Origin of the sequence: Vibrio rotiferianus, assembly GCF_002214395.1 — a bacterium.
GTDB lineage: Bacteria > Pseudomonadota > Gammaproteobacteria > Enterobacterales > Vibrionaceae > Vibrio > Vibrio rotiferianus.
This window is the reverse complement of record NZ_CP018312.1, coordinates 458433-483223: the sequence shown is the minus strand read 5'-3', so window position 1 is coordinate 483223 and position 24791 is coordinate 458433. Positions and strand designations below refer to the sequence as shown.

General features: G+C 44.9%; 20 protein-coding genes and 2 tRNA genes. 7 read left to right on the top strand and 15 right to left on the bottom strand.

Annotated features, from left to right (window positions below):
* Positions 1–16: 16 nt before the first annotated feature.
* The 9 genes from nusA to rlmE all read right to left on the bottom strand — a co-directional run bounded on the left by nusA (position 17) and on the right by rlmE (position 8001).
* Complete coding sequence (nusA, locus tag BSZ04_RS11325; RefSeq protein WP_045393938.1) at positions 17–1504, bottom strand: transcription termination factor NusA; 1488 nt, start codon at positions 1502–1504, stop codon at positions 17–19.
* 36 nt (positions 1505–1540) lie between these two features.
* Positions 1541–1996 carry a ribosome maturation factor RimP gene (gene rimP, locus BSZ04_RS11320; RefSeq protein WP_005530330.1) on the bottom strand — a complete coding sequence of 152 codons (456 nt, stop codon included), beginning with the start codon at positions 1994–1996 and terminating at the stop codon, positions 1541–1543.
* 228 nt (positions 1997–2224) lie between these two features.
* Positions 2225–2301 (bottom strand) — tRNA-Met (locus tag BSZ04_RS11315).
* A gap of 56 nt (positions 2302–2357) precedes the next feature.
* A tRNA-Leu gene (locus tag BSZ04_RS11310) sits at positions 2358–2441 on the bottom strand.
* A 17-nt stretch (positions 2442–2458) separates the two neighbouring features.
* Entirely contained in the window at positions 2459–2800 is a 342-nt protein-coding gene (gene secG / locus BSZ04_RS11305; RefSeq protein WP_010450072.1) for a preprotein translocase subunit SecG, read from the bottom strand.
* A gap of 223 nt (positions 2801–3023) precedes the next feature.
* Positions 3024–4364, bottom strand: coding sequence for a phosphoglucosamine mutase (gene glmM, locus BSZ04_RS11295; RefSeq protein WP_010450075.1), 1341 nt, complete (start codon positions 4362–4364; stop codon positions 3024–3026).
* A gap of 19 nt (positions 4365–4383) precedes the next feature.
* Positions 4384–5214 carry a dihydropteroate synthase gene (gene folP, locus BSZ04_RS11290; protein WP_088881586.1) on the bottom strand — a complete coding sequence of 277 codons (831 nt, stop codon included), beginning with the start codon at positions 5212–5214 and terminating at the stop codon, positions 4384–4386.
* Positions 5215–5283: 69 nt separating this feature from the next.
* Positions 5284–7263 (bottom strand): ATP-dependent zinc metalloprotease FtsH, encoded by a 1980-nt coding sequence (ftsH, locus tag BSZ04_RS11285; RefSeq protein WP_162531057.1) that lies wholly within the window; start codon positions 7261–7263, stop codon positions 5284–5286.
* Between the two features lie 108 nt (positions 7264–7371).
* Positions 7372–8001 (bottom strand): 23S rRNA (uridine(2552)-2'-O)-methyltransferase RlmE, encoded by a 630-nt coding sequence (rlmE, locus tag BSZ04_RS11280; protein WP_010450082.1) that lies wholly within the window; start codon positions 7999–8001, stop codon positions 7372–7374.
* Between the two features lie 138 nt (positions 8002–8139).
* On the opposite strand from rlmE, the gene yhbY reads away from it, so the two are divergent.
* A complete protein-coding gene (gene yhbY / locus BSZ04_RS11275) occupies positions 8140–8436 on the top strand; it encodes a ribosome assembly RNA-binding protein YhbY (RefSeq protein WP_010450084.1) in 297 nt (98 codons plus the stop codon).
* Positions 8437–8502: 66 nt separating this feature from the next.
* Here yhbY and greA read toward each other — a convergent pair whose 3' ends face one another.
* Positions 8503–8976 carry a transcription elongation factor GreA gene (gene greA / locus BSZ04_RS11270; RefSeq protein ID WP_010450086.1) on the bottom strand — a complete coding sequence of 158 codons (474 nt, stop codon included), beginning with the start codon at positions 8974–8976 and terminating at the stop codon, positions 8503–8505.
* Positions 8977–9512: 536 nt separating this feature from the next.
* Between greA and BSZ04_RS11265 the strand changes: the two genes are divergently transcribed.
* Positions 9513–10514, top strand: a complete 1002-nt coding sequence (locus BSZ04_RS11265; protein ID WP_088880417.1) for a porin — start codon at positions 9513–9515, stop codon at positions 10512–10514.
* Positions 10515–10627: 113 nt separating this feature from the next.
* The gene (gene dacB, locus BSZ04_RS11260) at positions 10628–12052 is read left to right on the top strand and encodes a serine-type D-Ala-D-Ala carboxypeptidase (protein WP_088880416.1); all 1425 of its coding nucleotides are present in this window, start codon (positions 10628–10630) and stop codon (positions 12050–12052) included.
* On the opposite strand, the gene BSZ04_RS11255 is transcribed toward dacB, so the two are convergent.
* Together BSZ04_RS11255 and tyrS are read right to left on the bottom strand one after the other, a co-directional pair.
* The gene (locus BSZ04_RS11255) at positions 12031–12876 is read right to left on the bottom strand and encodes a magnesium transporter (RefSeq protein WP_010450092.1); all 846 of its coding nucleotides are present in this window, start codon (positions 12874–12876) and stop codon (positions 12031–12033) included. The genes dacB and BSZ04_RS11255 overlap by 22 nt on opposite strands.
* 424 nt (positions 12877–13300) lie before the next feature.
* Entirely contained in the window at positions 13301–14488 is a 1188-nt protein-coding gene (gene tyrS / locus BSZ04_RS11250; protein WP_088880414.1) for a tyrosine--tRNA ligase, read from the bottom strand.
* A 129-nt stretch (positions 14489–14617) separates the two neighbouring features.
* Here tyrS and BSZ04_RS11245 point away from each other — a divergent pair, with 129 nt between their 5' ends.
* Complete coding sequence (locus tag BSZ04_RS11245; RefSeq protein WP_088880413.1) at positions 14618–15910, top strand: peptidoglycan DD-metalloendopeptidase family protein; 1293 nt, start codon at positions 14618–14620, stop codon at positions 15908–15910.
* Between the two features lie 38 nt (positions 15911–15948).
* Here BSZ04_RS11245 and BSZ04_RS11240 read toward each other — a convergent pair whose 3' ends face one another.
* The 3 genes from BSZ04_RS11240 to erpA all read right to left on the bottom strand — a co-directional run bounded on the left by BSZ04_RS11240 (position 15949) and on the right by erpA (position 20665).
* Positions 15949–19083 carry an efflux RND transporter permease subunit gene (locus tag BSZ04_RS11240; protein ID WP_088880412.1) on the bottom strand — a complete coding sequence of 1045 codons (3135 nt, stop codon included), beginning with the start codon at positions 19081–19083 and terminating at the stop codon, positions 15949–15951.
* Between the two features lie 9 nt (positions 19084–19092).
* On the bottom strand, positions 19093–20208 hold the full coding sequence (locus tag BSZ04_RS11235) for an efflux RND transporter periplasmic adaptor subunit (RefSeq protein ID WP_088880411.1): 1116 nt from the start codon (positions 20206–20208) through the stop codon (positions 19093–19095).
* A 115-nt stretch (positions 20209–20323) separates the two neighbouring features.
* Complete coding sequence (erpA, locus tag BSZ04_RS11230) at positions 20324–20665, bottom strand: iron-sulfur cluster insertion protein ErpA (protein WP_005449174.1); 342 nt, start codon at positions 20663–20665, stop codon at positions 20324–20326.
* 246 nt (positions 20666–20911) lie between these two features.
* On the opposite strand from erpA, the gene hemL reads away from it, so the two are divergent.
* The 3 genes from hemL to rsmC all read left to right on the top strand — a co-directional run bounded on the left by hemL (position 20912) and on the right by rsmC (position 24752).
* Positions 20912–22207 (top strand): glutamate-1-semialdehyde 2,1-aminomutase, encoded by a 1296-nt coding sequence (gene hemL / locus BSZ04_RS11225; protein ID WP_005425271.1) that lies wholly within the window; start codon positions 20912–20914, stop codon positions 22205–22207.
* A gap of 360 nt (positions 22208–22567) precedes the next feature.
* The gene (locus tag BSZ04_RS11220; RefSeq protein WP_088880410.1) at positions 22568–23653 is read left to right on the top strand and encodes an AI-2E family transporter; all 1086 of its coding nucleotides are present in this window, start codon (positions 22568–22570) and stop codon (positions 23651–23653) included.
* A gap of 76 nt (positions 23654–23729) precedes the next feature.
* Entirely contained in the window at positions 23730–24752 is a 1023-nt protein-coding gene (gene rsmC, locus BSZ04_RS11215; RefSeq protein WP_038883889.1) for a 16S rRNA (guanine(1207)-N(2))-methyltransferase RsmC, read from the top strand.
* Positions 24753–24791 lie beyond the last annotated feature (39 nt).

The following is a 24791-nucleotide window of genomic DNA, read 5'->3' as shown; positions in this document are numbered from 1 at the left end:
TTCCTCCTTGCTGATATTATGCTTCTTCGCCGAACCAACAGATGTTACGCGCAGCCATAATAAGCTCACCTGCACGCTCTTCTGTCAGGCCATCAATACCTTCTAAATCATCGATACCTTGGTCAGCCAAGTCTTCTAGTGTTGCCACGCCTTTCGCTGCCAATTTAAACGCCATTTCGCGCTCTAGGCCTTCAAGACCTAGTAGGTCTTCAGCAGGCTCTAGACCTTCAAATGACTCTTCTTGCGCTAGAGCGATTGTCGTTAGTGCGTCTTTCGCACGGCTACGAAGTTCTTCTACAAGCTCTTCGTTCAGACCATCAACTTCTAGTAGTTCGTTAACTGGAACGTACGCAACTTCTTCTAGCGTTGAGAAACCTTCTTCAACAAGCAGTTGAGCGAAGTCTTCTTCAATGTCTAGGTACTTCATGAAGTTTTCGATAGATGCTTGAGACTCTTCAGCATGCTTCTTCTGAAGATCCGCCACTGTCATTACGTTTAGTTCCCAACCAGTCAGTTGAGATGCTAGACGTACGTTTTGACCGTTACGACCGATAGCTTGTGCTAGGTTGTCTGCCTCAACAGCGATGTCCATTGAGTGTGCATCTTCATCAACAATGATAGAAGCAACATCAGCTGGTGCCATTGCGTTGATTACGAATTGAGCTGGGTTATCGTCCCAAAGAACGATATCAATACGCTCACCACCAAGCTCACCAGATACTGCTTGTACACGTGCACCACGCATACCAACACACGCACCTACAGGGTCGATACGTTTGTCGTTTGTTTTAACAGCAATCTTAGCGCGAGAACCTGGATCACGTGCAGCACCTTTCAGTTCGATGATTTCTTCAGCGATTTCTGGCACTTCTACACGGAACAGTTCAGCCAACATTTCTGGCTTAGAACGTGTAATGAAAAGTTGGAAACCACGAGCTTCTGGAGCAACTTTGTAAAGAAGACCACGAACACGGTCACCTGGACGGAAGTTTTCACGAGGAAGTTGGTCATCACGAAGAATAACCGCTTCTGCGTTATTACCTAGGTCAAGAACGATCGTCTCACGGTTTACTTTCTTAACAGCACCAGTGATAAGATCACCTTCGTTGTCAATGAACTGTTCTACGATCTGTGCGCGCTCTGCTTCACGTACTTTTTGTACAATAACTTGCTTCGCAGTTTGCGTTGTAATTCGGTCGAATGTAACAGAAGGGATATCGTCTTCTACGAAATCACCTAGTTGAAGATCTGCATCTTCATATTGTGCAGCTTCTAGTGAGATTTCTTTTGTTGGGTTTTCAACTTCATCAACAACCAACCAACGGCGGAATGTTTCAAACTCACCCGTTTTACGGTCAATGGCAACACGCACATCGATTTCGATTTCGTATTTTTTCTTTGTAGAAGTTGCTAGAGCAATCTCAAGAGCTTCAAAGATACGCTCACGAGGTACCGCTTTTTCATTCGATACCGCTTCTGCTACCGCTAAAATTTCTTTACTCATTGTATTTAGCCTCTAAGCTTCAAATTTTTTAGGGAACTAAAATTTAGGGATCAGGTTAGCTTTTGAAATGTTACTTAGAGCAAACTCTTCTTGTTGCCCCTCACAAGTAACTGCAATTGTCTCACCATCTACGCTGTGGATAATGCCTTTCCACTTACGACGGTTTGCAACAGCCATTTTCAATACGATGCTGACCTCGTGACCAATAAATTGCTCGTAATGTGCTGCTTTGAAAAGTGGTCTTTCTAAGCCTGGAGAAGAAACTTCTAGGCTGTAAGCAACAGAAATTGGATCTTCAACGTCTAATACCGCACTTACCTGATGGCTAACTTCTGCACAGGCATCTACGTTAATACCATTTTCATGGTCGATGTAGATACGTAACGTTGAGTGCGCACCCGCACGAATAAATTCTAATCCAACTAACTCGTAGCCTGTTGCCTCTACTGGAGCTTCAAGCATTTCAGTAAGTTGTCTTTCTAAACCAGTCATTTTAACCACTCCAGAAACAAAAAAAGGGCTCAGAGCCCAATCAAAAAACCAAGCAGTATCTGAGTAATTATAAAAACTCAGATAACAAAAAACCCCGAAAAGTCGGGGTTTTATGCTGCTGGACCCTGATACGTTAAGATTAGCAAAAAGTGCTTTTCTTAACTCACAGTGTGGTTAGCACTGTGCAAACTTGCCAATCGAGTCATTCTTTCCAACGAAAGAAGAGATTGGTTGCGGGGGCCGGATTTGAACCGACGACCTTCGGGTTATGAGCCCGACGAGCTACCAAGCTGCTCCACCCCGCGTCCGACTTGCTGAGCATTATACCGCCAAACAAGTGATTTACAAGTTTGTAAATTTATGGTGCCGAGAGAGGGACTCGAACCCTCACACCAAAGGCACTAGCACCTCATGCTAGCGTGTCTACCAATTTCACCATCTCGGCTACACAAACCTTACAGCTTATTGAGGAATTTCATCACCAGTTGGTGCTGGAACTTCACTCGCTGCATCATTAACTTGCTCTACAACTTGTTGTTGACCTAGTGTTGGATCAACCCATTGAGATTCTGTCTTATGTGTAGACATACGACCAAGTAGCAAGCTAACGATAAAGAATACTGTTGCTAAAATAGCAGTTGTTCGGGTTAGGAAATTACCTGAGCCGCTTGCACCAAACACTGTGTTTGAAGCACCAGCACCGAACGAGGCTCCCATATCTGCGCCTTTACCTTGTTGAATCAACACAAGGCCAATCACACCAAGCGCTGCCAACAGGTAAATCACAAGTAGAACTGAAAACATTTTTTCCACCTATGTTCCAAATTGTTGAGCCAGCGCCGTTCATAAGTTCAAACAATGAGCATTACGAACAAGGCTAGCGACCTCCTGACTGGAGGCCGAGCAATACTAGCGAAAGCCAGCAACGCTGACAAGGGGAAATTGCCAAAAAAACAATGGCAAAAGCCCAAGCGGTCAAAAAAAGGGCAAAACTTACTCTTAATTCACCACATTAACCTAAGAAAACTTAACAGTTATCTTTGATTGCTTGAGCGATCTTTAACGCAGAACTCTGAACTAAGTCAGCATCTTCACCTTCAACCATCACCCTTAGTAAAGGCTCTGTGCCTGACTTACGCAGAAGAACACGGCCTTTTTCACCTAGTTCAGATTCTACTTCAGCCACCGCATCAAGCACGGCACTAGCCTCGAGAGGATTGCTATCACCTTCAAAACGTACATTTTCTAGCACTTGAGGGTACAAGGTCATACCTTGAGACAAATCATGTAGTGACATCTCACTGCCAACAATAGAAGCAAGCACCTGTAGTGCAGCTACGATAGCATCTCCGGTCGTAACCTTGTCCAGCAAAATCACGTGACCAGAGTTTTCTGCACCGATCTTCCACCCTTTTTCTAGCAAGCGCTCCATAACATAACGGTCACCGACCGCTGCACGCACGAATGGAATACCTAATTGCTTCAGACCATTTTCCATGCCTAGGTTGGTCATTAGTGTACCAACCACACCACCTTTCAGTTCACCTCGGCGTAGCGCGTCACGTGCGATGATATAAGCAATCTGGTCACCGTCGACCTTGTTGCCTAAATGGTCAACCATGATGATTCGGTCGCCATCACCATCGAACGCAAGGCCAAGATGAGCTTGCTCTTCTACAACACGTTTTTGTAATGCACGGACGTCTGTCGCACCGACTTCATCATTGATGTTAGTACCATTTGGTTCCACACCCATTGCAACAACATCTGCACCTAGCTCTTTGAATACGTTAGGAGCAATGTGGTAAGTTGCGCCGTGTGCACAGTCAACTACGATCTTCACATTGGCAAGACTAAGCTCTGATGGGAAAGTGCTCTTACAAAATTCAATATAACGACCTGCTGCATCATTTAGGCGAGTTGCTTTACCAAGCTCGGCAGATTCCACACATTCAATGTCTTTATCTAGCTCTGCTTCGATAGCCAATTCGATATCATCCGGAAGCTTAGTACCTTCAGATGAGAAAAACTTGATGCCGTTATCGTAGTATGGGTTGTGTGACGCTGAAATAACGATACCCGCTTCCGCTCGGAAGGTTTGCGTCAGATAAGCAACTGCCGGTGTTGGCATTGGACCGGTAAAGGTCGCTTTCAGACCAGCCGCAGCAAGACCCGCTTCTAACGCAGACTCAAGCATGTAGCCAGAAATACGCGTATCTTTACCAATAATAACTTTTTTAGTGCCTTGTTTCGCTAATACACGACCAGCCGCCCAGCCAAGCTTGAGTACAAAGTCAGGTGTAATTGGGTATTGACCCACTTTTCCACGCACACCATCGGTACCAAAGTAACGTCTTTTATCAGACATATAACGTTCCTTAATTCTTTTAGATATTGTTTTTCGTCATCTCAACAACTTTCATTGCTTCAATGGTTTCTTCGAAGTCATGAACTCGGATTATCTGAGCACCTTTCATCGCCGCAATGGTCGCACAGACCACGCTAGCGTTGGCGCATTCAGCTGCGGGTTTATTCAACAGCTTAAAGATCATCGATTTACGTGAAATGCCAGCCAAAATTGGCAGACCAAATTCGTGAAACTTCTCGAGATGAGCAAGCATATGATAATTGTGTTCAATTGTTTTGCCAAAGCCAAAACCTGGGTCGAGAATAAGTTGAGACTTATCAATACCGACCGCTTCGCAAGCTGCAATACGCTCTTGGAGAAATGCCGCGACATCTTCCATCAGATCATCGTATTGAGGATTGGCCTGCATCGTACGTGGTTGGCCTTTCATGTGCATCAAGCAAATTGGCAAGTTTGCTTTCGCTGCCACTTCTAACGCCCCTGGCTCTTGAAGTGCGCGCACGTCGTTAATTAAGTCTGCCCCCGCTTCAATGGCTTGATGCATTACCTCGGCTTTACTTGTGTCAATAGAAATCCAAACATCATGTTTTTCACGGATCGCTTTGATCACAGGGACAACACGCTGTAATTCTTCTTCTAGTGAAACATCCGGGGCTCCAGGGCGAGTCGACTCTCCACCGATATCGATGATGCTGACACCAGCAGCAATCATTCTCTCAGCTTGAGCAAGTGCAAGTTCAAGTGAGTTGAACTTACCACCATCAGAGAATGAGTCAGGAGTGACATTGAGAATCGCCATAACATGCGGACGAGAAAGGTCGAGAGATTTGTTGTTTGCTTTAATAATCATAGCTTTAATAATCACAACATATACAAAAACCCCGAGCTTAACTCGGGGTTTATTATCAAAGGCTACTCTTTATTCAGAGTCTTTCTTTTCTGGCGCTTCGCTTGAAGTCGCTTCTTGAGATGCCGGTTGCTCTACTGGTTTTGTAGACTCTTCCGACTTCTCTTCAGCTTTTGCTTCAGGTTTAGCCTGAGGCTTATCGTTGTCTTCTGGTTTGCTTGCAGGCTTATCGCCCCAACCAGCAGGTTCACGAATCTCAGTCTTACGCTCCATCAAGTCTTCAATCTGGCCAGCATCAATGGTCTCATACTTCATTAGCGCATCTTTCATCGCATGCATGATGTCCATGTTGTCTTCCAAGATTTTCTTCGCACGGTCATAGTTACGGTCGATGATCTTACGAACTTCATCATCAATAAGTTTTGCCGTGTCATCAGACATGTGTTTAGTCTGAGTCACACTACGACCTAGGAACACTTCACCTTCTTCTTCCGCGTAAAGTAGCGGACCAAGTTTTTCAGAGAAGCCCCATTGCGTTACCATTTTACGCGCAATGTCTGTTGCACGTTCGATATCGTTAGAAGCACCTGTCGATACTTTGTCAGCACCGTAGATAAGCTCTTCCGCTAGACGGCCACCGTACAAGCTAGAAACCATTGATTCTAGGTGTTGGCGAGACATGCTCACACGGTCTTGCTCAGGTAGGTACATCGTCACACCCAACGCACGACCACGTGGAATGATAGACACTTTGTACACTGGATCGTGTTCAGGAACCAAACGACCAACAATTGCGTGACCCGCTTCGTGGTATGCTGTTGATTCTTTCACTTCTTCAGACATCACCATTGATCGGCGCTCTGCACCCATCATGATCTTGTCTTTTGCCAGTTCAAACTCAACCATAGAAACGTTGCGCTTGTTACCGCGTGCAGCGAATAGAGCCGCTTCGTTAACTAAGTTTGCTAGGTCAGCACCAGAGAAGCCTGGAGTACCACGTGCGATTAGAGAAGGCTCTACGTCACCCGCTAGAGGCACTTTACGCATGTGAACTTTTAGGATCTGCTCACGACCACGTACGTCTGGAAGACCAACAACCACTTGACGGTCAAAACGGCCAGGACGCAATAGCGCAGGGTCAAGTACGTCAGGACGGTTAGTCGCAGCGATAACAATGATACCCTCGTTGCCTTCAAAACCATCCATCTCTACAAGCATTTGGTTTAGCGTTTGTTCACGTTCATCGTGACCACCACCAACACCTGCACCACGTTGACGACCAACCGCATCGATCTCATCGATGAAGATGATACAAGGTGCTGCTTTCTTCGCTTGTTCAAACATGTCACGCACACGAGATGCACCAACACCAACAAACATTTCTACGAAGTCAGAACCAGAGATAGTAAAGAATGGTACTTTTGCTTCACCTGCAATGGCTTTCGCTAATAGCGTTTTACCAGTACCAGGAGGACCAACCATTAGAACGCCCGTCGGAATCTTACCGCCCAATTTCTGGAAGCGGCTTGGATCACGTAGGTAGTCCACCAGTTCTTTTACGTCTTCTTTTGCTTCGTCACAACCTGCAACATCCGCAAAAGTTGTCTTGATTTGTTCTTCGCTCATCATGCGAGCTTTACTCTTACCGAAAGACATAGCGCCTTTACCGCCGCCGCCTTGCATTTGACGCATGAAGAAAATCCATACACCAATCAGTAAGATCATTGGGAACCAAGAAATGAAAATTGTGCCAAGTAGGCTTTGCTCTTCAGGAGGCGTACCTTGCACTTTCACGTTTTGGTTAATTAGGTCATCTAGAAGCTTCTGATCATACACTGGCATGTAAGTGACCATTTTGGCACCACCGCCACGACGAACGAAACTAATTTCACCGTCTTTAAAAGTTGCTTCTTGAATCTGGCCTTGGCCAACTTCCTGTACAAACGTGGTGTAATCCACGGTTCTGCCATTGCTCTCTCCAGGGCCAAAGCTCTGGAATACCGACATCAACACGACAGCGATAACAAGCCACAGAATTAAATTTTTTGCCATGTCACTCAAGGTGTCAGCCTCTCGATAACTAATTGTAATTAAAGGTAGGGTACTACAGTTTATAAGCTGTAGCTATAGTGTTAACCATGCTCTAAACGAGCGAAATAGTTAACCTTTGTAACCAGTGGCTACAACAAATACCTCTCGTGAGCGAGCTCGCGATGAGTCTGGTTTTCTGATTTTTACGACTTTAAACATGTCTCGGACTTCTTTCACAAATTGATCGAAGCCTTCACCCTGGAAAACCTTTACGACAAAGCTACCATTAGGTGCTAGAACTTGTCGACACATATCTAAAGCCAATTCAACTAAATACATAGCTCTCGGCTGATCTACAGAGTTGTTACCAGCAATATTAGGCGCCATATCAGACATTACTACGTCAACCATCGAAGGTTGGATTCGTTCTAATAAAGCATCTAAGACCGCCTCATCTCTAAAGTCTCCCTGCAGGAAGCTTACACCAGCGATTGGATCCATAGGTAGCAAGTCACACGCGATGATTTGACCTTCTTCACCTATTATCTTAGCAGCATATTGAGACCATCCGCCTGGAGCCGCGCCTAAATCGACAACAGTCATCCCAGGTTTCAACAATTTATCTTTTGTTTGGATCTCGTCTATCTTGAAGTAAGCACGTGAACGGTAGCCTTTCTTACGAGCTTCATTTGCATACTTATCATCAAAGTGTTCTTTCAACCAACGACCAGAACTAGCCGAATGTTTTTGTTTACTCATTTTAATCCCAACAAGGCGTAATTAGGAGCTATTGTTCTAATAGGCTCAACCTATTACTCAATAAATTATAGTCTTCAGCAATAGATGGCGTTAAAATAGCTTTTTTCAACCCTTATTTTAAAGAAAATTGGCCGCGTAATGAACCTAAGCACCAAACAAAAGCAGCACCTAAAAGGCCTAGCTCACAGTTTAAAACCTGTTGTGCTAATGGGCGCAAATGGACTTACAGAAGCCGTGCTAGCAGAAATTGAAATCGCTCTGAACCACCACGAACTGATCAAGATTAAAGTTGCATCAGAAGACCGTGAAACAAAGCAGCTAATCATTGATGCTATTGTGCGTGAAACTGGCGCAGAAAAAGTACAAGTTATTGGTAAAACACTTGTCCTATACCGTCAATCTGAAGAACGTAAGATCGAAATTCCACGCAAGTAATTTCAGTTCTTAGCTTCAGAAAAAAAGGTCGCTTAATGCGACCTTTTTTGTATTTAAACAACAGTATTAGACGTACTCTACGCTGTCGATTTCAAAGTCTTTAGCACCGCCAGGGGTCTGAATCACGACTTCGTCACCTTCCATCTTACCGATCAAGCCGCGGGCAATCGGTGAACTAATAGAAATACGGCCAGCTTTGATATCCGCTTCGTCATCACCAACGATTTGGTAAGTTTTCTCATCTTCTGTATCACAATCGATCAGGGTAACTGTCGAACCAAAGATAACCTTACCAGTGTTATCCATTTTCGTTACATCAATCACTTGAGCAACAGACAGCTTGTACTCAATATCACGAATCTGAGCTTCACAGATGCCTTGCTCTTCGCGTGCTGCGTGATACTCCGCATTTTCCTTTAAATCACCTAGTTCACGAGCCTCTGCGATCGCTTCAGATATTTGAGGGCGAAGCTTAAGTAGACGATCTAGTTCTGTGCGCAGGAGTTGTTCACCACGCAGTGTCATTGGAACTTTTTCCATTATATAACCTCAAGGCCAAAGGGTTCTTTGGACAAAAAAAACCTACCCAATCTAAAAGATTAGGTAGTGAGTTAATTGATGCATTTCTTCTAGTTTAAACAAACTCTAGGGTGAAATCACCCTAATTTAAAAACCGTCGAAATAACGTGATGTAATGCACTTAAATGCAGCAAACTTAGTTTCGAGACACATCTCAAATTATTGAAAAACAACTAGCTAGCCACACACAAAAACATCAAAAAAGATAAAAACAAATCAATGTCAGAACCAAGCAAACTACGACATATCCAATAAAATACAACAACTTAAATTATAAAAACCAACAATCGAACAGTGTTCATCAGTTCAATTTATATCATTTTACTAACTCATAATGAAACTTTAGCAGTAAAACATGTCCGGCAAGTTATTACGTCATAGTGTTTTCGAAAGTGAAGTTTTCTCACAAATGAAACTATACGCATAACAGTAACTTGTGAGAGATTACCTCTCCCCCATAAAACAATGATTATGGACAGCTAACTAGGACAAATAAGATGAAAAAGACTCTAATTGCTCTTTCTGTATCTGCAGCAGCTATGGCAACTGGCGTTAACGCAGCTGAACTTTACAACCAAGACGGCACTTCTCTAGAAATGGGCGGCCGCGCTGAAGCACGTCTATCTATGAAAGATGGCGATGTAGCAGACAAATCTCGCATCCGTCTAAACTTCCTTGGTACACAAGCGATCAACGACAACCTATACGGCGTTGGTTTCTGGGAAGGCGAATTCACTACTTCTGATGAAGGTAAAGTAGACAACAACAGCAGCGATCTAACTACTCGTTACGCATACGCTGGTCTAGGTGGCGCATTCGGTGAAGTGACTTACGGTAAAAACGACGGTGCACTAGGCGTTATCACTGACTTCACAGATATCATGGCATACGCTGGTAACTCAGCAGCAGACAAGCTAGCTGTAGCAGACCGTGCAGACAACATGCTTGCTTACAAAGGTCAATTCGAAAACCTAGCTGTTAAAGCAAGCTACCGTTTCGCTGACCGTATCGAAAACACTGCTGGTACTGAGTACACAGACAACGGTGAAGACGGTTACTCTCTATCTGCAATCTACGCTTTCGCAGACACAGGTCTTGAGCTAGGTGCTGGTTACGCAGATCAAGACGAAGCTAACGAATACATGCTTGCAGCGTCTTACACAATGGGCGATCTATACTTCGCTGGTGTATTCACTGACGGTGAAAAAGCTAAGAAAGATGGCGACTACACAGGTTACGAACTAGCAGGTGCTTACACTCTAGGTCAAACAGTATTTACTTCTACGTACAACAACGCAGAAACAAACAACGAAACATCTGCAAACAACTTCGCAGTTGACGCATCTTACTACTTCAAGCCTAACTTCCGTGGTTACGTATCATACAACTTCAACCTAATCGACTCTGGCGATAAACTAGGTAAAGTTGGTGGTAACACAGTTGCTTCTAAGATCGATGCTGAAGACGAGCTAGCACTAGGCCTACGCTACGACTTCTAATTGAGTCTTTAGACTTGAAGAAATGCCCGCACATTGCGGGCATTTTTGTATTCAGATATTCACACCAATTCAGTATATACTCTCCTCATCTACCACAAGAAAGTATCATCACCATGCGTATACATTGGCCAATTTGCTTTTTCTTTTATTGCTTCAGCATGATTGCCCATGCGTATCCATATCAAGAGGTACTTCCTGATGGGGTGCGCCTTAGCCTAGTCGCAGAAAAATTGAGTGACCAAACTGAGCTGCTAGGCTCAGCACCAAGTTCTCAGCTGTTTCCGCCTGCAAGCACCCTAAAAGTCGTCACCGCACTAGCGGCAAAGTTAGAGCTCGGAGATAGTTTCACCTTTGCCACCAGCCTTTCTAAAGCTAATGACGATCTTGTCATGTCATTTAGTGGCGATCCCACGTTAACAAGCAAAGACTTGAGTAACCTGCTGGATCAACTAAAAGAAAATGGTATTACCGAAATTAAAGGAAATGTCTGGTTAGATGACGCTATGTTTGTTGGGTATGACCGCGCCGTAGGCTGGCCATGGGATATTCTAGGCGTGTGTTACAGTGCCCCAGCCAGTGCGATTACATTAAATGAGAATTGTGTTCAGGCGTCGATTTATACTCAAGACAATGGTAAAACGCGGGTATTTGTCCCAGAGCATCAACCAATCCATGTTTCAACCTCAGCAATTACCGTTAGCAAATCGGCTCAGAAAGCAAAACATTGTGACTTAGACCTTATTGCACACTCCTCAAACCAATACGAGCTCAAAGGGTGCCTAGTTAAACGTGATAAGCCGCTGCCACTTAAATTTGCGGTGCAAGACCCTAGAGCGTATACCAGTCGTATCGTCTATACATTACTGCGCCAAAAAGGGATTAAGCTCCATGGGCAAGTATTGATTGGAGCTCCAACCAATGGCATCAACACGAAGCTTATCGCAAGCCACCACTCTAAAGCTTTGCCAGCCTTGCTTGAAGAAATGTTAAAGCGCTCAGACAACCTAATTGCAGATACATTAACGAAGACTCTAGGCCACCATTTTTATATTCAGCCTGGCAGTTTTAGAAATGGTACCGAAGCGATTAAGCAAATCATATTCGCCAATACATCTATTGATATAAAAAATGCGCAGCTTGAAGATGGCTCTGGTTTATCGCGTAATAACCGTATCTCAGCCGCATCAATGGCAGACATCCTTCGTTACATATGGAAGCATGATAAAGAGCTAAACCTGATTGCAATCATGCCTAAATCTGGTGAATCAGGCACTTTGAAATACAGACAGAGTATGCGTAAAGCACCAATAAAAGGGCAATTAATCGCGAAAAGTGGTTCGCTTTACGGGACGTATAATATGGCGGGTTATGGACTTGATAAAAACGGCAAGCCAAACACCTTGTTTGTTCAGTTTGTGTCGGACTACTTCCCAGAAAAAAGGGACGCTAACAAACCTGTCATCGCCCCTATCACCCGTTTTGAAAAACTGTTCTACCAAGACATTGTGAACTTCAGTCAAGCAATGCCTAAGAAGTAGTTCACCACGGTAAAGTAGATCCACATCCCTGATATATCGACAATCGATGCTAATACTGGACTCACCAATACGGCAGGGTCCAGTTTAAAAGCTCGAGCAATAATAGGTAGCAAACCGCCAAGCGTGGTAGAAATAGTCACCTGAATAAATAGTGCAACTGCAATAGCCAATGCGATATCTTCTAGCGCAAAGCCGCCCGTTGACTGCCCGTTGCTAAAAAGCATAATACGCCCCACCATCACAACGGCGATCGCTAATGCAATAAATAGCGCTACGCGGCTTTCTTTCCATAGAACTTCTAACCATTGGCGCTTCTTAAGCTCCCCTGTTGCAAGAGCACGAATGACCAAGGTTGCAGCTTGTGTCCCCGTATTGCCACCCGCAGCAGCAATCACTGGCATGTACACCGCAAGTAAAACGAGCTGGCTCAAGGTGTCTTCATACTGCGCTATGATTAAACCAGACACAATTCCGAGCAACGCGAGTGCAATGATCCAACCAATACGCTGCTTCACATGCCCTAGTACGCTCGTGGAAAGATAACCGTCAGGTGTATCAACTTCAGACATATGCAGGCCTAACTGATGAGCATAGTGACGAGCACGTTTGTCATGCCCAGCTTGTTCAAGTTGAGCAATAAGGCTATTTACATAGCCAACCGAGCAGTGTTGCAAGATACCAACCGCCTCATCAATAGGCATGATTGTTAGTAAGTGCAGTTGCTGCTCTTGCTCGTATTGCAAAAACGCATTACGAGCGGCACCAATTTCTACTTCAGAAAAGTTTGGTGTTGTTTCAATAAAAGTGTTGTTCATTACCGTCATGGCGAATCTCCCGATTGGCATTGGTAACGACCATCGACAACGCACGCAAACAACGTTCAATACACCCAATTCATATATTTGAAACTCGGGGCGCACGAAAACATCAATGCCAAAGCACTGTCTATTCAGAATTTATGAAAGGAAATAACAAGAAGGAAAACTAGAAGAAAAGATGCCTCACCACTCAGGTAAGGCGGAGATCGCCAATACCGAAGCGGGTTATTTCGCTCCCTTTATCTTACTCACCCAGCAACTGGGAGGATGGTCGGTATTGTTCATGTAAATCTCCGATAAAGCTGCTCACTTAGCAGCGCGCGTATAGTAGCAAAGTTAAGCAACTTTTACAGTTCATCTCAGGCTAATTCACCAAATTTTCATACAAAAAAAGCGCCATATAGGCGCTTTCATTTTGAACAGTTATTGATTACTTAATAGTAATACGTGCGAATTTACGTTTACCGACTTGGAATACGTAAGTGCCAGCTTCAGGAGCAAACTTCGCATCAGCAACTTTCTCGCCTTCGATCTTAGCAGCGCCTTGTTTAACCATACGCATTGCTTCAGAAGTTGAAGCACATAGACCCGCTTCCTTCAGTAGGTTTGCTACTGGAGTGCCTGCTTCAAAATCAAACTCTGGCATTTCGTCAGGGATTTGGTTTTTAGCAAAACGGTTCACGAACTCTTGCTCAGCAGCGTCTGCATCAGCTTCACTGTGGAAACGCGCAATGATTTCTTTCGCTAGCAGAACTTTGATATCACGTGGGTTCTTACCTGCTTCTACATCCGCTTTGAACTGTGCAATCTCTTCTAGAGGACGGAAAGACAATAGCTCGTAGTAGCTCCACATTAGAAGGTCTGAGATAGACATGATCTTACCAAACATTTCGCTTGGCGCTTCGCTGATACCAATGTAGTTGCCTGAAGATTTAGACATCTTCTTCTCGCCGTCTAAACCAACTAGAAGCGGCATCATCAGTACAACTTGAGGTTTTTGACCGTGAGATTTTTGCAGTTCACGACCCATTAGTAGGTTGAACTTCTGGTCAGTACCACCCAGTTCAACGTCAGTTTCCATTGCTACTGAATCCCAGCCTTGAAGCAGTGGGTACATGAACTCGTGGATAGCGATTGGCTGACCACCTGCATAACGCTTTTTAAAGTCGTCACGCTCAAGCATACGAGCAACAGTTTGGTTCGCAGCAAGACGAATCATACCTTCTGCGCCTAGCTCAGATAGCCACTCAGAGTTGAACTGAATTTTAGTCTTAGCTGGGTCTAGGATCTTGAACACCTGCTCTTTGTACGTTTCAGCGTTACGTAGAACGTCTTCACGACTTAGCGGTGGACGAGTTGTGTTCTTACCTGTTGGGTCACCAACCATTGCAGTGAAGTCACCGATTAGGAACGTCACTTCATGACCTAGTTCTTGGAACAAGCGAAGCTTATTGAAAATAACCGTATGGCCTAGGTGAATATCAGGTGCTGTTGGATCGGCGCCTAATTTAATACGTAGAGGACGACCTTCTTTTAGTTTTGCGATAAGCTCTTCTTCTGGAATCAGCTCTTCAACACCGCGCTTAATCTCGGCTAGTGCAGCTTCAATGCTCGCCATTCTTGTTCACTCCCACAGATTTGGCAAAAAGTTAATAGCTGGACATCTTACTTGAATAGCGATGCATTTTGAAACACGTTAGACTAGGTAGTTGTCATTTTTTACGTTTAAATCAGTTATCCAATACTCATGCATTCATTTTTTGTCCGACTTCCACTCTTGCACAAAGTATTGATCGGTGTTTTTAGTGCTCTCATTGTTGTTGCACTGTTTTTTTTACCCGATCCTCAAGACCTAGCACCAGAGCAAAGCCGATTAGAAATCGGCCAGCATTACCCTGTCCCCCTTTCTCTACCAACAAACTTATCTAACCCATCCCTTAGTTCACTTCCTTCAGTGCTAAGATGGGAAACGCATACGGTGAAAGATGGTGAGAGTGCTGCGGTGCTATTCAATCGTATCGGCTTATCACCTCGTCTTCTCCACGACCTGATTACAACTAATAAAGAGATCAAAAATCAGCTTACCCGCCTTCGTCCAGGAGACGAGCTTAAGTTTGGTTTTGATGAGAACAATGATTTTGTTCAGCTAAAACGCACACTCAATGCATTCGAGACATTTAGAATTAAGTCTGAGGGTGGCAAATACATCTCTCAAGTTGATAAAAAAGAAGTCGATTACCAATACAACTACGCTGAAGCGACCATCAAATCTAACTTCTGGAATGCCGGCATTTCTTCGGGTTTAAATGCTAACCAGATTATGGAGCTGGCTGGGATCTTTGGTTGGGACATCGACTTTGCTTTGGACATTCGTAAAAACGACACTTTTCGCGTACTTTATCAAGAAGAGGTGGTTGAAGGTGAAGTGATTGGACGCGGCAAAATCATCGCAGCAATATTCCACAACCAAGGCGATAAGTTTACCGCTATTTTGGATGAGAAAACGGGGAAATACTACGACGAGAACGGCCGCGCCATGAAGAAAGCTTTCTTGCGTGCACCTTTGGATTTTCGTCGTGTAACATCAAACTTCAACCCTCGTCGTTTACACCCTGTGACTGGCAAAGTCCGCCCTCACCGAGGTACAGACTATGCTGCTCCGGTGGGTACGCCAATTTGGGCAGCTGGTGACGGTGTCGTACAGAAATCTGCTTATAATAAGTTCAACGGTAACTATGTCTTTATTAAGCACAGTAATACTTACATTACCAAGTACTTACACTTAACTAAGAGAATGGTAAAAACAGGCCAACGTGTTAAACAAGGACAAACTATCGGCACCTTGGGTGGAACAGGTCGAGTAACTGGTCCGCACTTACACTATGAGTTTTTAGTCAACGGCGTTCATAAGAATGCGAGAACGGTTAAATTACCACAGTCCAAATCGCTAACCGGCAAAGCAAAGCAAACCTTTATGGCGAATGCGAAAATCAGCATGGCTAAACTAGATCGCTACAGTAAATTGCTCGCAATGAAGTAATTAAAACGATTTAAATTGAACAGTGACTAAGAGGCAGCCTAAGCTGCCTCTTTTGTTTTAGGGTCAGGTTCATCAATATTGTGTTCACGGCCAAGCATCAACAAACACGGTGTCAGCACCAAGGTCAACACAGTCGCAAAAGCCAAACCACCAGCGACTGCAGTGGCTAACTGCGACCACCACTGTGTGCTCGGTGCACCAAATTCTATTTTCTGGTTCACCAAATCGATGTTCATCTCTAATACCATCGGCAACAAGCCAAGTATCGTTGTTACCGTGGTCAATAGCACTGGGCGCAGACGTTGTACGCCCGTACGCAAAATCGCGTCTGATTTTTCTAATCCTCGCTTGCGCATTTGGTTATAAGTATCAATCAGTACGATGTTGTTGTTCACCACTATCCCAGCCAGCGCGATCACTCCAATACCGGACATAATAATGCCGAATGGCTTTTGGAAAATCAGCAGTCCAACAAACACACCGACGGTAGAGAACAGCACAGCACTTAGGATTAAGAAAGCTTGATAAAAGCTGTTAAACTGAGTAATCAAAATAAGCGCCATCACACCAAGAGCAACCATAAAGGCACTTTGCAAGAAAGCGGAAGAGTTCTCTTGCTCTTCGTTTTGCCCACGAATTTTAAACTCAATCCCAGCAGGTAAACCCAATTGTGCCACTTCCGCCGTTATCTTTGGCAGCTCCAGTGCGAGGTTATACCCCTCAACCATATCCGCTTTGATATTTACCACTCGGCGTCCATCAACACGACGAATCGTATCCTGCTTATGATCCGGTTTAATTTGCGCAAAGTTAGTGATCGGTACTAAGCCCACTGCCGTTTTTACTCGCAACTGATCAAAGCGCCCGATATCCCGCTTATCTTGTGGATAACGTACTAAGATATCGACTTCTTCATCAGCATCATCAGGCAGATAATCACCAATCTTCAAACCGTTAGTGACAAACTGGACGGTGTTACCAACTAGAGTCGCATCAGCGGCAAAGCGAGAAGCATCGTCCCTGCGGATATCAATCTGCCAATCAATCCCTTCTTTATTAGTGGTATCACTCAAGTTAGTTAGCGCGGGGTTACGATCAGCCCAGTGACGAACCACTTTGGCTGCACTGTCTAATTGGTCAATGCTTGAATTTTGCGCCGACATTTCAATCACGAGATCATGCTCAACTGGTGGTCCGGCATCGGGGAATTTGTACTCCAATTCCACGCCTGAGAATTGGTTAGTGGTTTGTTTGAGTTCTTCAATGATGTCTTTCACTTTACGGCGATATTGCCAGTCAACAGGGGTAATCTGAATTTGACCAATCTCATCACCGTCATTTGAATCGGAGCCTGTGCGCGTGTAGACACTTTCAAACTCATCATGCCCTAACATTACTTTCTCAATCTCTTTCATTACGATGTCTTTCTCATTGATCGACAAATCACCATAAGAACGCACTTTGACAGTAAAGAAAGCGGGATCCACTTCAGGGAAGAACTCCGCCCCTAGTCCCGCTTTGTTATAAGTAAAGCCGACACCACCAGCGAGTAGTATGGCGCTGAATAGAACTTTCAGTGGATGCTTGATAGCGACCGAGAGCGTTTGATAGTAAAGCTTGGTAATACCGGTGGCCTTATCAAACTCGCCATTATGAAGATCAATCATCTCTTGCTGGCTTTTAGGGTTAACCACTTGTGGCTTACCAATAATTCCACCAATGACCGGCACGAACAGCAGCGCCATCATTAACGAAGCTGTTAACGTCGCAATCAAGGTTAATGGCAAGTACTTCATGAACTCGCCCGTAATGTCCGGCCAGAACAATAGCGGAGCAAACGCAGCAAGAGTAGTCGCAGTAGATGCCGTAATAGGCCAAGCCATCCGTTTTGCCGCGTCTCGATATGCTTCTTTACGTGGCGTACCTTCTTGCATACGCCTATCAGCAAATTCGGTCACCACGATAGCACCATCCACCAGCATACCGACTGCCATGATCAGCGCGAAGAGCACGACAATGTTGACCGTTAAGCCAAATACCGAAAGCACCAATAAGCCCGTAAGGAATGAGCCAGGAATGGAAATGCCTACCAAGAGAGCGGTTCGCACACCAAGTATCGCGATAATGACGATAACCACTAAGATAATCGCGGAAAGGATATTGTTTTGTAGATCACTAAGCATCAGCTTGACATCGTCAGACTGATCCCACGTATACTTAACTTGCAGGTTATTTGGCCAATCCGCTCGCTTTTGAGCTTCAACTAGGACTTGCTTAACGAGTTCAACCGTTTCGATAATGTTTTCGCCCGCACGTTTTTTAACATTCAATACGACAGCCGGATCACCATCCAAGCGAGCAAAGCTTTCAGGGTCACGGAAGGCTCGGCGCACTGTCGCAACATCACCAAAAGTGATCACCTCTTTACCATTAACCTTGATCGGCAACTCTAATACGTCTTTTAGAGAATCAAATACGGAAGGGACTTTAACCGAGAAGCGACCATAACCCGTATCGACAAAGCCGGCAGCAACCACTCGGTTGTTTAAAGCAATCAAATTGTAGATATCGGCTTGATCCAAACCGTAACTTTCCATCAATAGCGGATCGACCACGATCTCAACGATGTCTTCACGATCACCGGCAATATCAACTTCCAATACCTGACGATAGCTTTCTAGCTTGTCACGCAGTGCACGAGCAATCTGCACTGTGGTGCGCTCAGGAACCGTGCCATACAAAACCAGTGTGAGAACCGGCTCCTCGGAAGCAAATGTTACCTCGTTTACTGTCGGCTCATCGCTATCTGCTGGCAGTTTGGGCTTAGCGAGATCAACCGCATCACGCACATCAGCCATGGCCTCAGCTAGGTCAACACCAACACTAAATTCCAATGTCACTGAGGCATGCCCTTCAGAGGCCACCGAGGTCATCTCTTTTACCCCTTCGATAGAACGCAGCTCTTGCTCTATTGGACGAACCAATAAACGCTCCGCATCTGTTGGAGAAATACCTTGGTGCCCTACTGACACATAAATGATTGGGATTGTAATGTCTGGGCTCGATTCTTTAGGAATCGTAATGTAGGTAATCACGCCAGCAATAAGAATCATCACTAGCAAAGTTAACATCGTACGTGCACGCGATAACGCAGCATCAATCAAAGCAAACATATTGCCTCCTTATTGCTGGTTCACGGCTTCAATGGCGTCATCCACTTTGGTCGCCATCACTAAATCACCATCACGCGCAAAACCTTGCCCAAGTACAATGATGTCCACTTGGTCACCCAAGCCTGATAGCCAAACGCCATCTTTCTCGGCTTTCACAAGTTGAATCGGCACAAAATGGACATGTTGGTCTCGAAGCGTTTTGATACCAAGATTACCTGCTTCATCTAACGCGAGCATGGCTGCGGTTACTTTCACTGCCATCACTTCACTAAGCGACAATACCACTTCAGCGCTAACACCCGCAGGCATTGCACTTTCATCGTTGCTAATTTCAATCTCAATTGGGAAGGTATTGGTCGAAGTAGAAGATACGCGCCCGATATAGCGGATGAGGCCTTGATGATGGATGTTATCGATGGTTCTAACATCAGCTTGCTGACCCTCTTTTAAATATTGGATATGACGCTCACTCACATCCGCTTCAATGACTAACTTCTCTAAGTCAATCACGGTCGCAATAGGGTCACCGACACCAACAAAATCACCCACTTCAACGAATCGATGGTCAAGAATGCCATTAAATGGCGCTCTTACTTTGGTGTTTTTAAGGGCAGTTTCAACATTACTGAAGTTTGCACGAGCATCAACAAGCGCTGCTTGAGCAGTGGCAAAAGCGACTTCACCTTGCAGACCTCGGTTCTTCAAAGATTCTGCCGCTTTAAATTCTTTTTCTTTTACGCGCAACATCGCTTTGGCGCGCTGAAGCTGAATATCGAGATCGCGCTCATCAATGTTAGCAATCACCTGCCCTTGTTTAACACGCTGCCCTTTCTGAACATTCAAGCTGACTATCTTACCTGCGACTTCAGCCCCTAAGCGAGCTTGTCGATTTGGTGCAGTCCGTCCATACAGTTCTATGGTTTTACTGGTTGGTTGCGCGGAAAAAGAGTTAAACATCACCTTTGCGACAGGTGTGTCATCTGATTGAGTGGATAGAGAAGAGACCGATTCGTCTTGTGCGTTGAGTTGACCCATTGCGAGCCAAACAGCCAAAACGATGACAAGTGTTAGCGAGACTAGCCATGGACGTTCGACAATGCGACGTCCGAAAGAAGTTCCAGACATATAAAGTCCTTTTTATTTTTATCCCCCACTTCATCGTGAAAGCAGGGACTGCGTTTACGTGACTTCCTGCTACGTAAAACTCAGGCAGCCAATTGGCTGCCTGTTGCGGTGTTAACTACACACTGAATGATGCACCACAACCACAGGTTGTCGTTGCATTTGGGTTGTTAACGAAGAAGCGCGCTCCTTCTAAACCTTCCGTGTAATCAACCACGCCACCGATTAAGTATTGCAGGCTCATTGGGTCTACAACCAGTGTTACGCCACTGTTTTCGATCGTAGTGTCACCTTCATTTACGCTTTCATCAAATGTGAAGCCGTATTGGAAGCCGCTACAACCGCCACCAGTAATGTATACGCGTAATTTCAGTGCTGGGTTTTCTTCTTCCGCAATCAGCGCTTTAACGCGTGATGCTGCAGCATCAGAAAAAGACAATGGTACGTTTACTTCGCTCACGAAGACCTCTCTCACTCGTGTAATGCGTCAAGCCTGAAGCAAGACGTCAAATTTATGCTAATTAGAGCGATTATCCAATACCTGACCAACTCGTTCAAGTATTCACCGCCGATTCTTTAGATCAGATGCTGATATGTAAGATTACACCGCTAGACTACACATAAATTACCCAAAACGTTTCTAACTTGAGATTAGCTAGGTACAATGCGCTCCACTTGGTCCGAGCAATCAAAAGAGGATAACCCCATGACCAAATCATCAGAGCTATATCAAAAAGCTCAGCAAACCATTCCTGGCGGTGTGAACTCACCAGTTCGTGCATTCAACGGCGTTGGCGGCTCTCCGCTATTTATCGAACGAGCAGACGGTGCCCTGATTTTTGATGCCGATGGTAAAGCGTACATTGATTACGTTGGCTCTTGGGGTCCAATGATTCTAGGTCACAACCACGCTGTTATTCGTGAAGCCGTTATCGATGCAGCACAACGTGGCCTAAGTTTTGGTGCACCAACTGAGATGGAAATTGCAATGGCTGAGCTTGTGTCTGAGCTAGTGCCATCTATGGAACAAATCCGCATGGTGAGCTCTGGTACAGAAGCGACCATGAGCGCTATCCGTCTTGCTCGTGGCTTTACTGGCCGTGACAAAATCATGAAGTTTGAAGGCTGTTACCACGGTCACGCAGACAGCTTGCTAGTAAAAGCCGGCTCTGGTGCTCTAACTCTAGGCCAACCAAGCTCTCCTGGCGTTCCTGCTGACTTTGCTAAGCACACGCTAACCGCAACATTCAACGATCTAGATTCAGTACGTGAGTTGTTCGCGGCAAACAAAGGCGAGATCGCATGTATCATCGTTGAACCAGTAGCGGGCAACATGAACTGTATCCCACCAGTAGAAGGTTTCCACGAAGGTCTACGTGAAATCTGTGACCAAGAAGGTGCACTACTGATTTTTGATGAAGTAATGACAGGCTTCCGCGTAGCACTAGGCGGCGCACAAGCACACTACAACATCAAACCAGATCTAACGACCCTAGGTAAAGTAATCGGTGGCGGTATGCCAGTGGGTGCTTTCGGTGGTCGTAAAGAAGTCATGCAATACGTTGCGCCAACAGGTCCCGTTTACCAAGCAGGCACACTTTCAGGTAACCCTGTAGCAATGGCTGCGGGCTTTGCATGTTTGAACCTGCTAAAAGAAGAAGGCAACGAGAAACGTCTTGCAGCAAAAACCAAACAACTTGCTGAAGGCTTCAAAGTACTGGCAGAAAAGCACGGTATCCCAATGGTAGTAAACCAAGTGGGCGGCATGTTCGGCTTCTTCTTCACTGACCAAGAAACCGTAACTTGCTACGAAGACGTGACTAAGTGCGATGTCGAGCGCTTCAAGCGTTTCTTCCACCTAATGCTAAAACACGGTGTATACCTTGCACCATCAGCATTCGAAGCAAGCTTTACTTCGCTTGCTCACGGTTCAAAAGAAATCGATGCAACACTAGAAGCTGCTGATCGCTGTTTTGCGATTCTGGCTGAAGAAGCAAAATAAGCGTTCTTTACCAGAAAACTAATTCCAAAAAAAGGACCTTCAAGGTCCTTTTTTATTATCTGGATTAGGCTTGCCAATTCACAATCACGAGGATAGCTAACACGCCAAGAACAATACCAAACCACGGTATACGTTTGGCTTTCTTTTCACTTTTACACTTCTTATCGCCGCTACAACAGCCCATTTTTCCATCTCTTGATTGATAACCGTCTGATTTGTGGTCATTATAACAAGGTCAATTGCCCCTTCCCAATTCAGCTATGTCATAAGCTTGAAAGAATCGTCGGTGCAAAGTAATAAAGATTTTGCGCTGTGGTATAAGGCGTAAAACGTAAATCATCCGTAAGTTGGATTAATCACATGCCGAATAATGTAAAAATCACGTCGAGTCATCGAGTGCTAGTTGTTGCGCTGCTCGCCGCTGCTTTTGCCTGCTATTTATTGGTCGAGCCTTACATCAACTCGATCGTAATGGCGTTTATTATTTCTCTGCTCATGTTCCCAATACATGAGTGGTTCGAACGAAAATTACCTAACCACAAAAACTTGGTTTCACTGCTCTCTTGTGTGGTTCTCACCTTTATTATTGTGATTCCATTATTGTTTGTATTCGCTGCTATCGTGCAGCAAGGGTCGGTATTTTCGCAAAACACCTACAAGTGGGTAAGCAATGGTGGTATCCAAGATATCTTCCAACACCCTTGGGTTGTCAAAGGGTTAGCACTGGTTAATGAGTACTTACCTTTCGACAAAATCGAACCACAAGCTATCGCTGAGAAAATTGGTCAATTCGCGACATCATTTGGTTCAAACCTTGTTGCTATCAGTGCCAAAATCCTAGGAGACGCAACCAACTTCCTGATGGACTTCTTCCTGATGCTGTTCGTGTTGTTCTTCCTATTACGTGACCACGACAAGATCATCTCAGCGATGCGTCATATTCTGCCGCTCTCTCGCAGCCAAGAAGATAAGATCCTGACCGAGATTGAACAGGTCTCGAAATCCGCTGTAATGGGGTCATTCTTAACCGCGATTGCTCAAGGCTTTGCTGGTGGTATCGGTATGTGGCTCGCTGGTTTCCCAGGCTTGTTCTGGGGCACTATGATGGGCTTTGCGTCATTTATCCCTGTAGTTGGCACGGCGCTAATTTGGATTCCAGCTGCCGCTTACTTGTTCCTAACTGGCGACACAACTTGGGCTATATTCCTAACAGCGTGGAGTGTGGTCGTGGTTGGCTCAATCGACAACTTACTGCGTCCACTGCTAATGCAAGGCAGTGCAGGCATGAACACGCTAATGATCTTCTTCTCGCTGCTAGGTGGTCTGCATCTGTTTGGTTTAATTGGTCTTATTTATGGTCCGTTGATCTTTGCCGTGACCATGGTGCTGTTCAATATCTACGAAGAGGAGTTTAAAGACTTCCTCAATCAACAAGACAATAGCTAGCAACCGCTTATTCACTTCAAGCTTGGGCCAGATTATGCGAAAATCTGGCCCTAATTATTTCTGATGAACCAAATTTATGTCTGCTTATATCGCTCCTAGCCAAATAGCTCAGCGCCAACTTGAATACTTCAACGGCAAACACGTTTTAGTTGCAGGGGAAGTTGAAGACCTGTTTCCTCTTGAGCTAGTAGCTCATTGTGAGTCTGTTGAAGTGTTTACTTCTAACTACAGCTACTACCGTCAAATTCGTGCATCGGACAAAGTGAAGAGTCACTTTGGGTCAGAGTTTGATATTGAGACTCAAGCAGACATGGTGCTTTTATACTGGCCAAAAGCCAAGGCGGAAGCAGAATACTTACTGGCAATGTTGATGGCAAAGTTAGGCATCAACACAGAAATCGTCGTCGTTGGTGAGAACCGCTCAGGCATCAAGAGCATTGAGAAGATGTTCAAAGAATATGGCCCTGTGAACAAATACGACTCTGCACGTCGCTGTTCGTTCTATTGGGGCACTTGCCTTAACGAACCGAAACCGTTCAATCAAGCCGACTGGTTTAAGTCTTACTCCATCACTCTGGGTGAGCAATCACTTACGGTTAAGAGCCTTCCTGGTGTATTCAGTCATGGTGAATTTGACTTAGGTAGTCGCTTACTGCTTGAAACCCTGCCTAAACTGTCTGGCAAAGTGCTCGATTTTGGCTGTGGAGCAGGTGTGCTTGGTGCCTTTATGGCTAAAGCAAACCCAGAGATCGCGATTGAGATGTGTGATATTAACGCATACGCGATCACCTCTAGCCAAGCAACATTAGAGGCGAATGGGATAACTGGCCGCGTATTTGCGTCAGATATTTACTCTGATACCGCCAATGACTATCGCTTTATCATCAGTAACCCACCCTTTCACAGCGGTTTAGATACCAACTACAACGCGGCAGAAACGCTGTTAGGTCAAGCACCACAGTACATGACAGCCGATGGTGAGATGGTAATCGTGGCTAATAGTTTCTTGAAATACCCACCAATTATTGAGCAAGCATTCAATAATTGCGAGACGCTAAATAAGACCAACAAGTTCTCTATTTACTACGCAAAAAAATAACGTTTTTAGTAACGCACAGTAGAATTACTGTGCGTTATT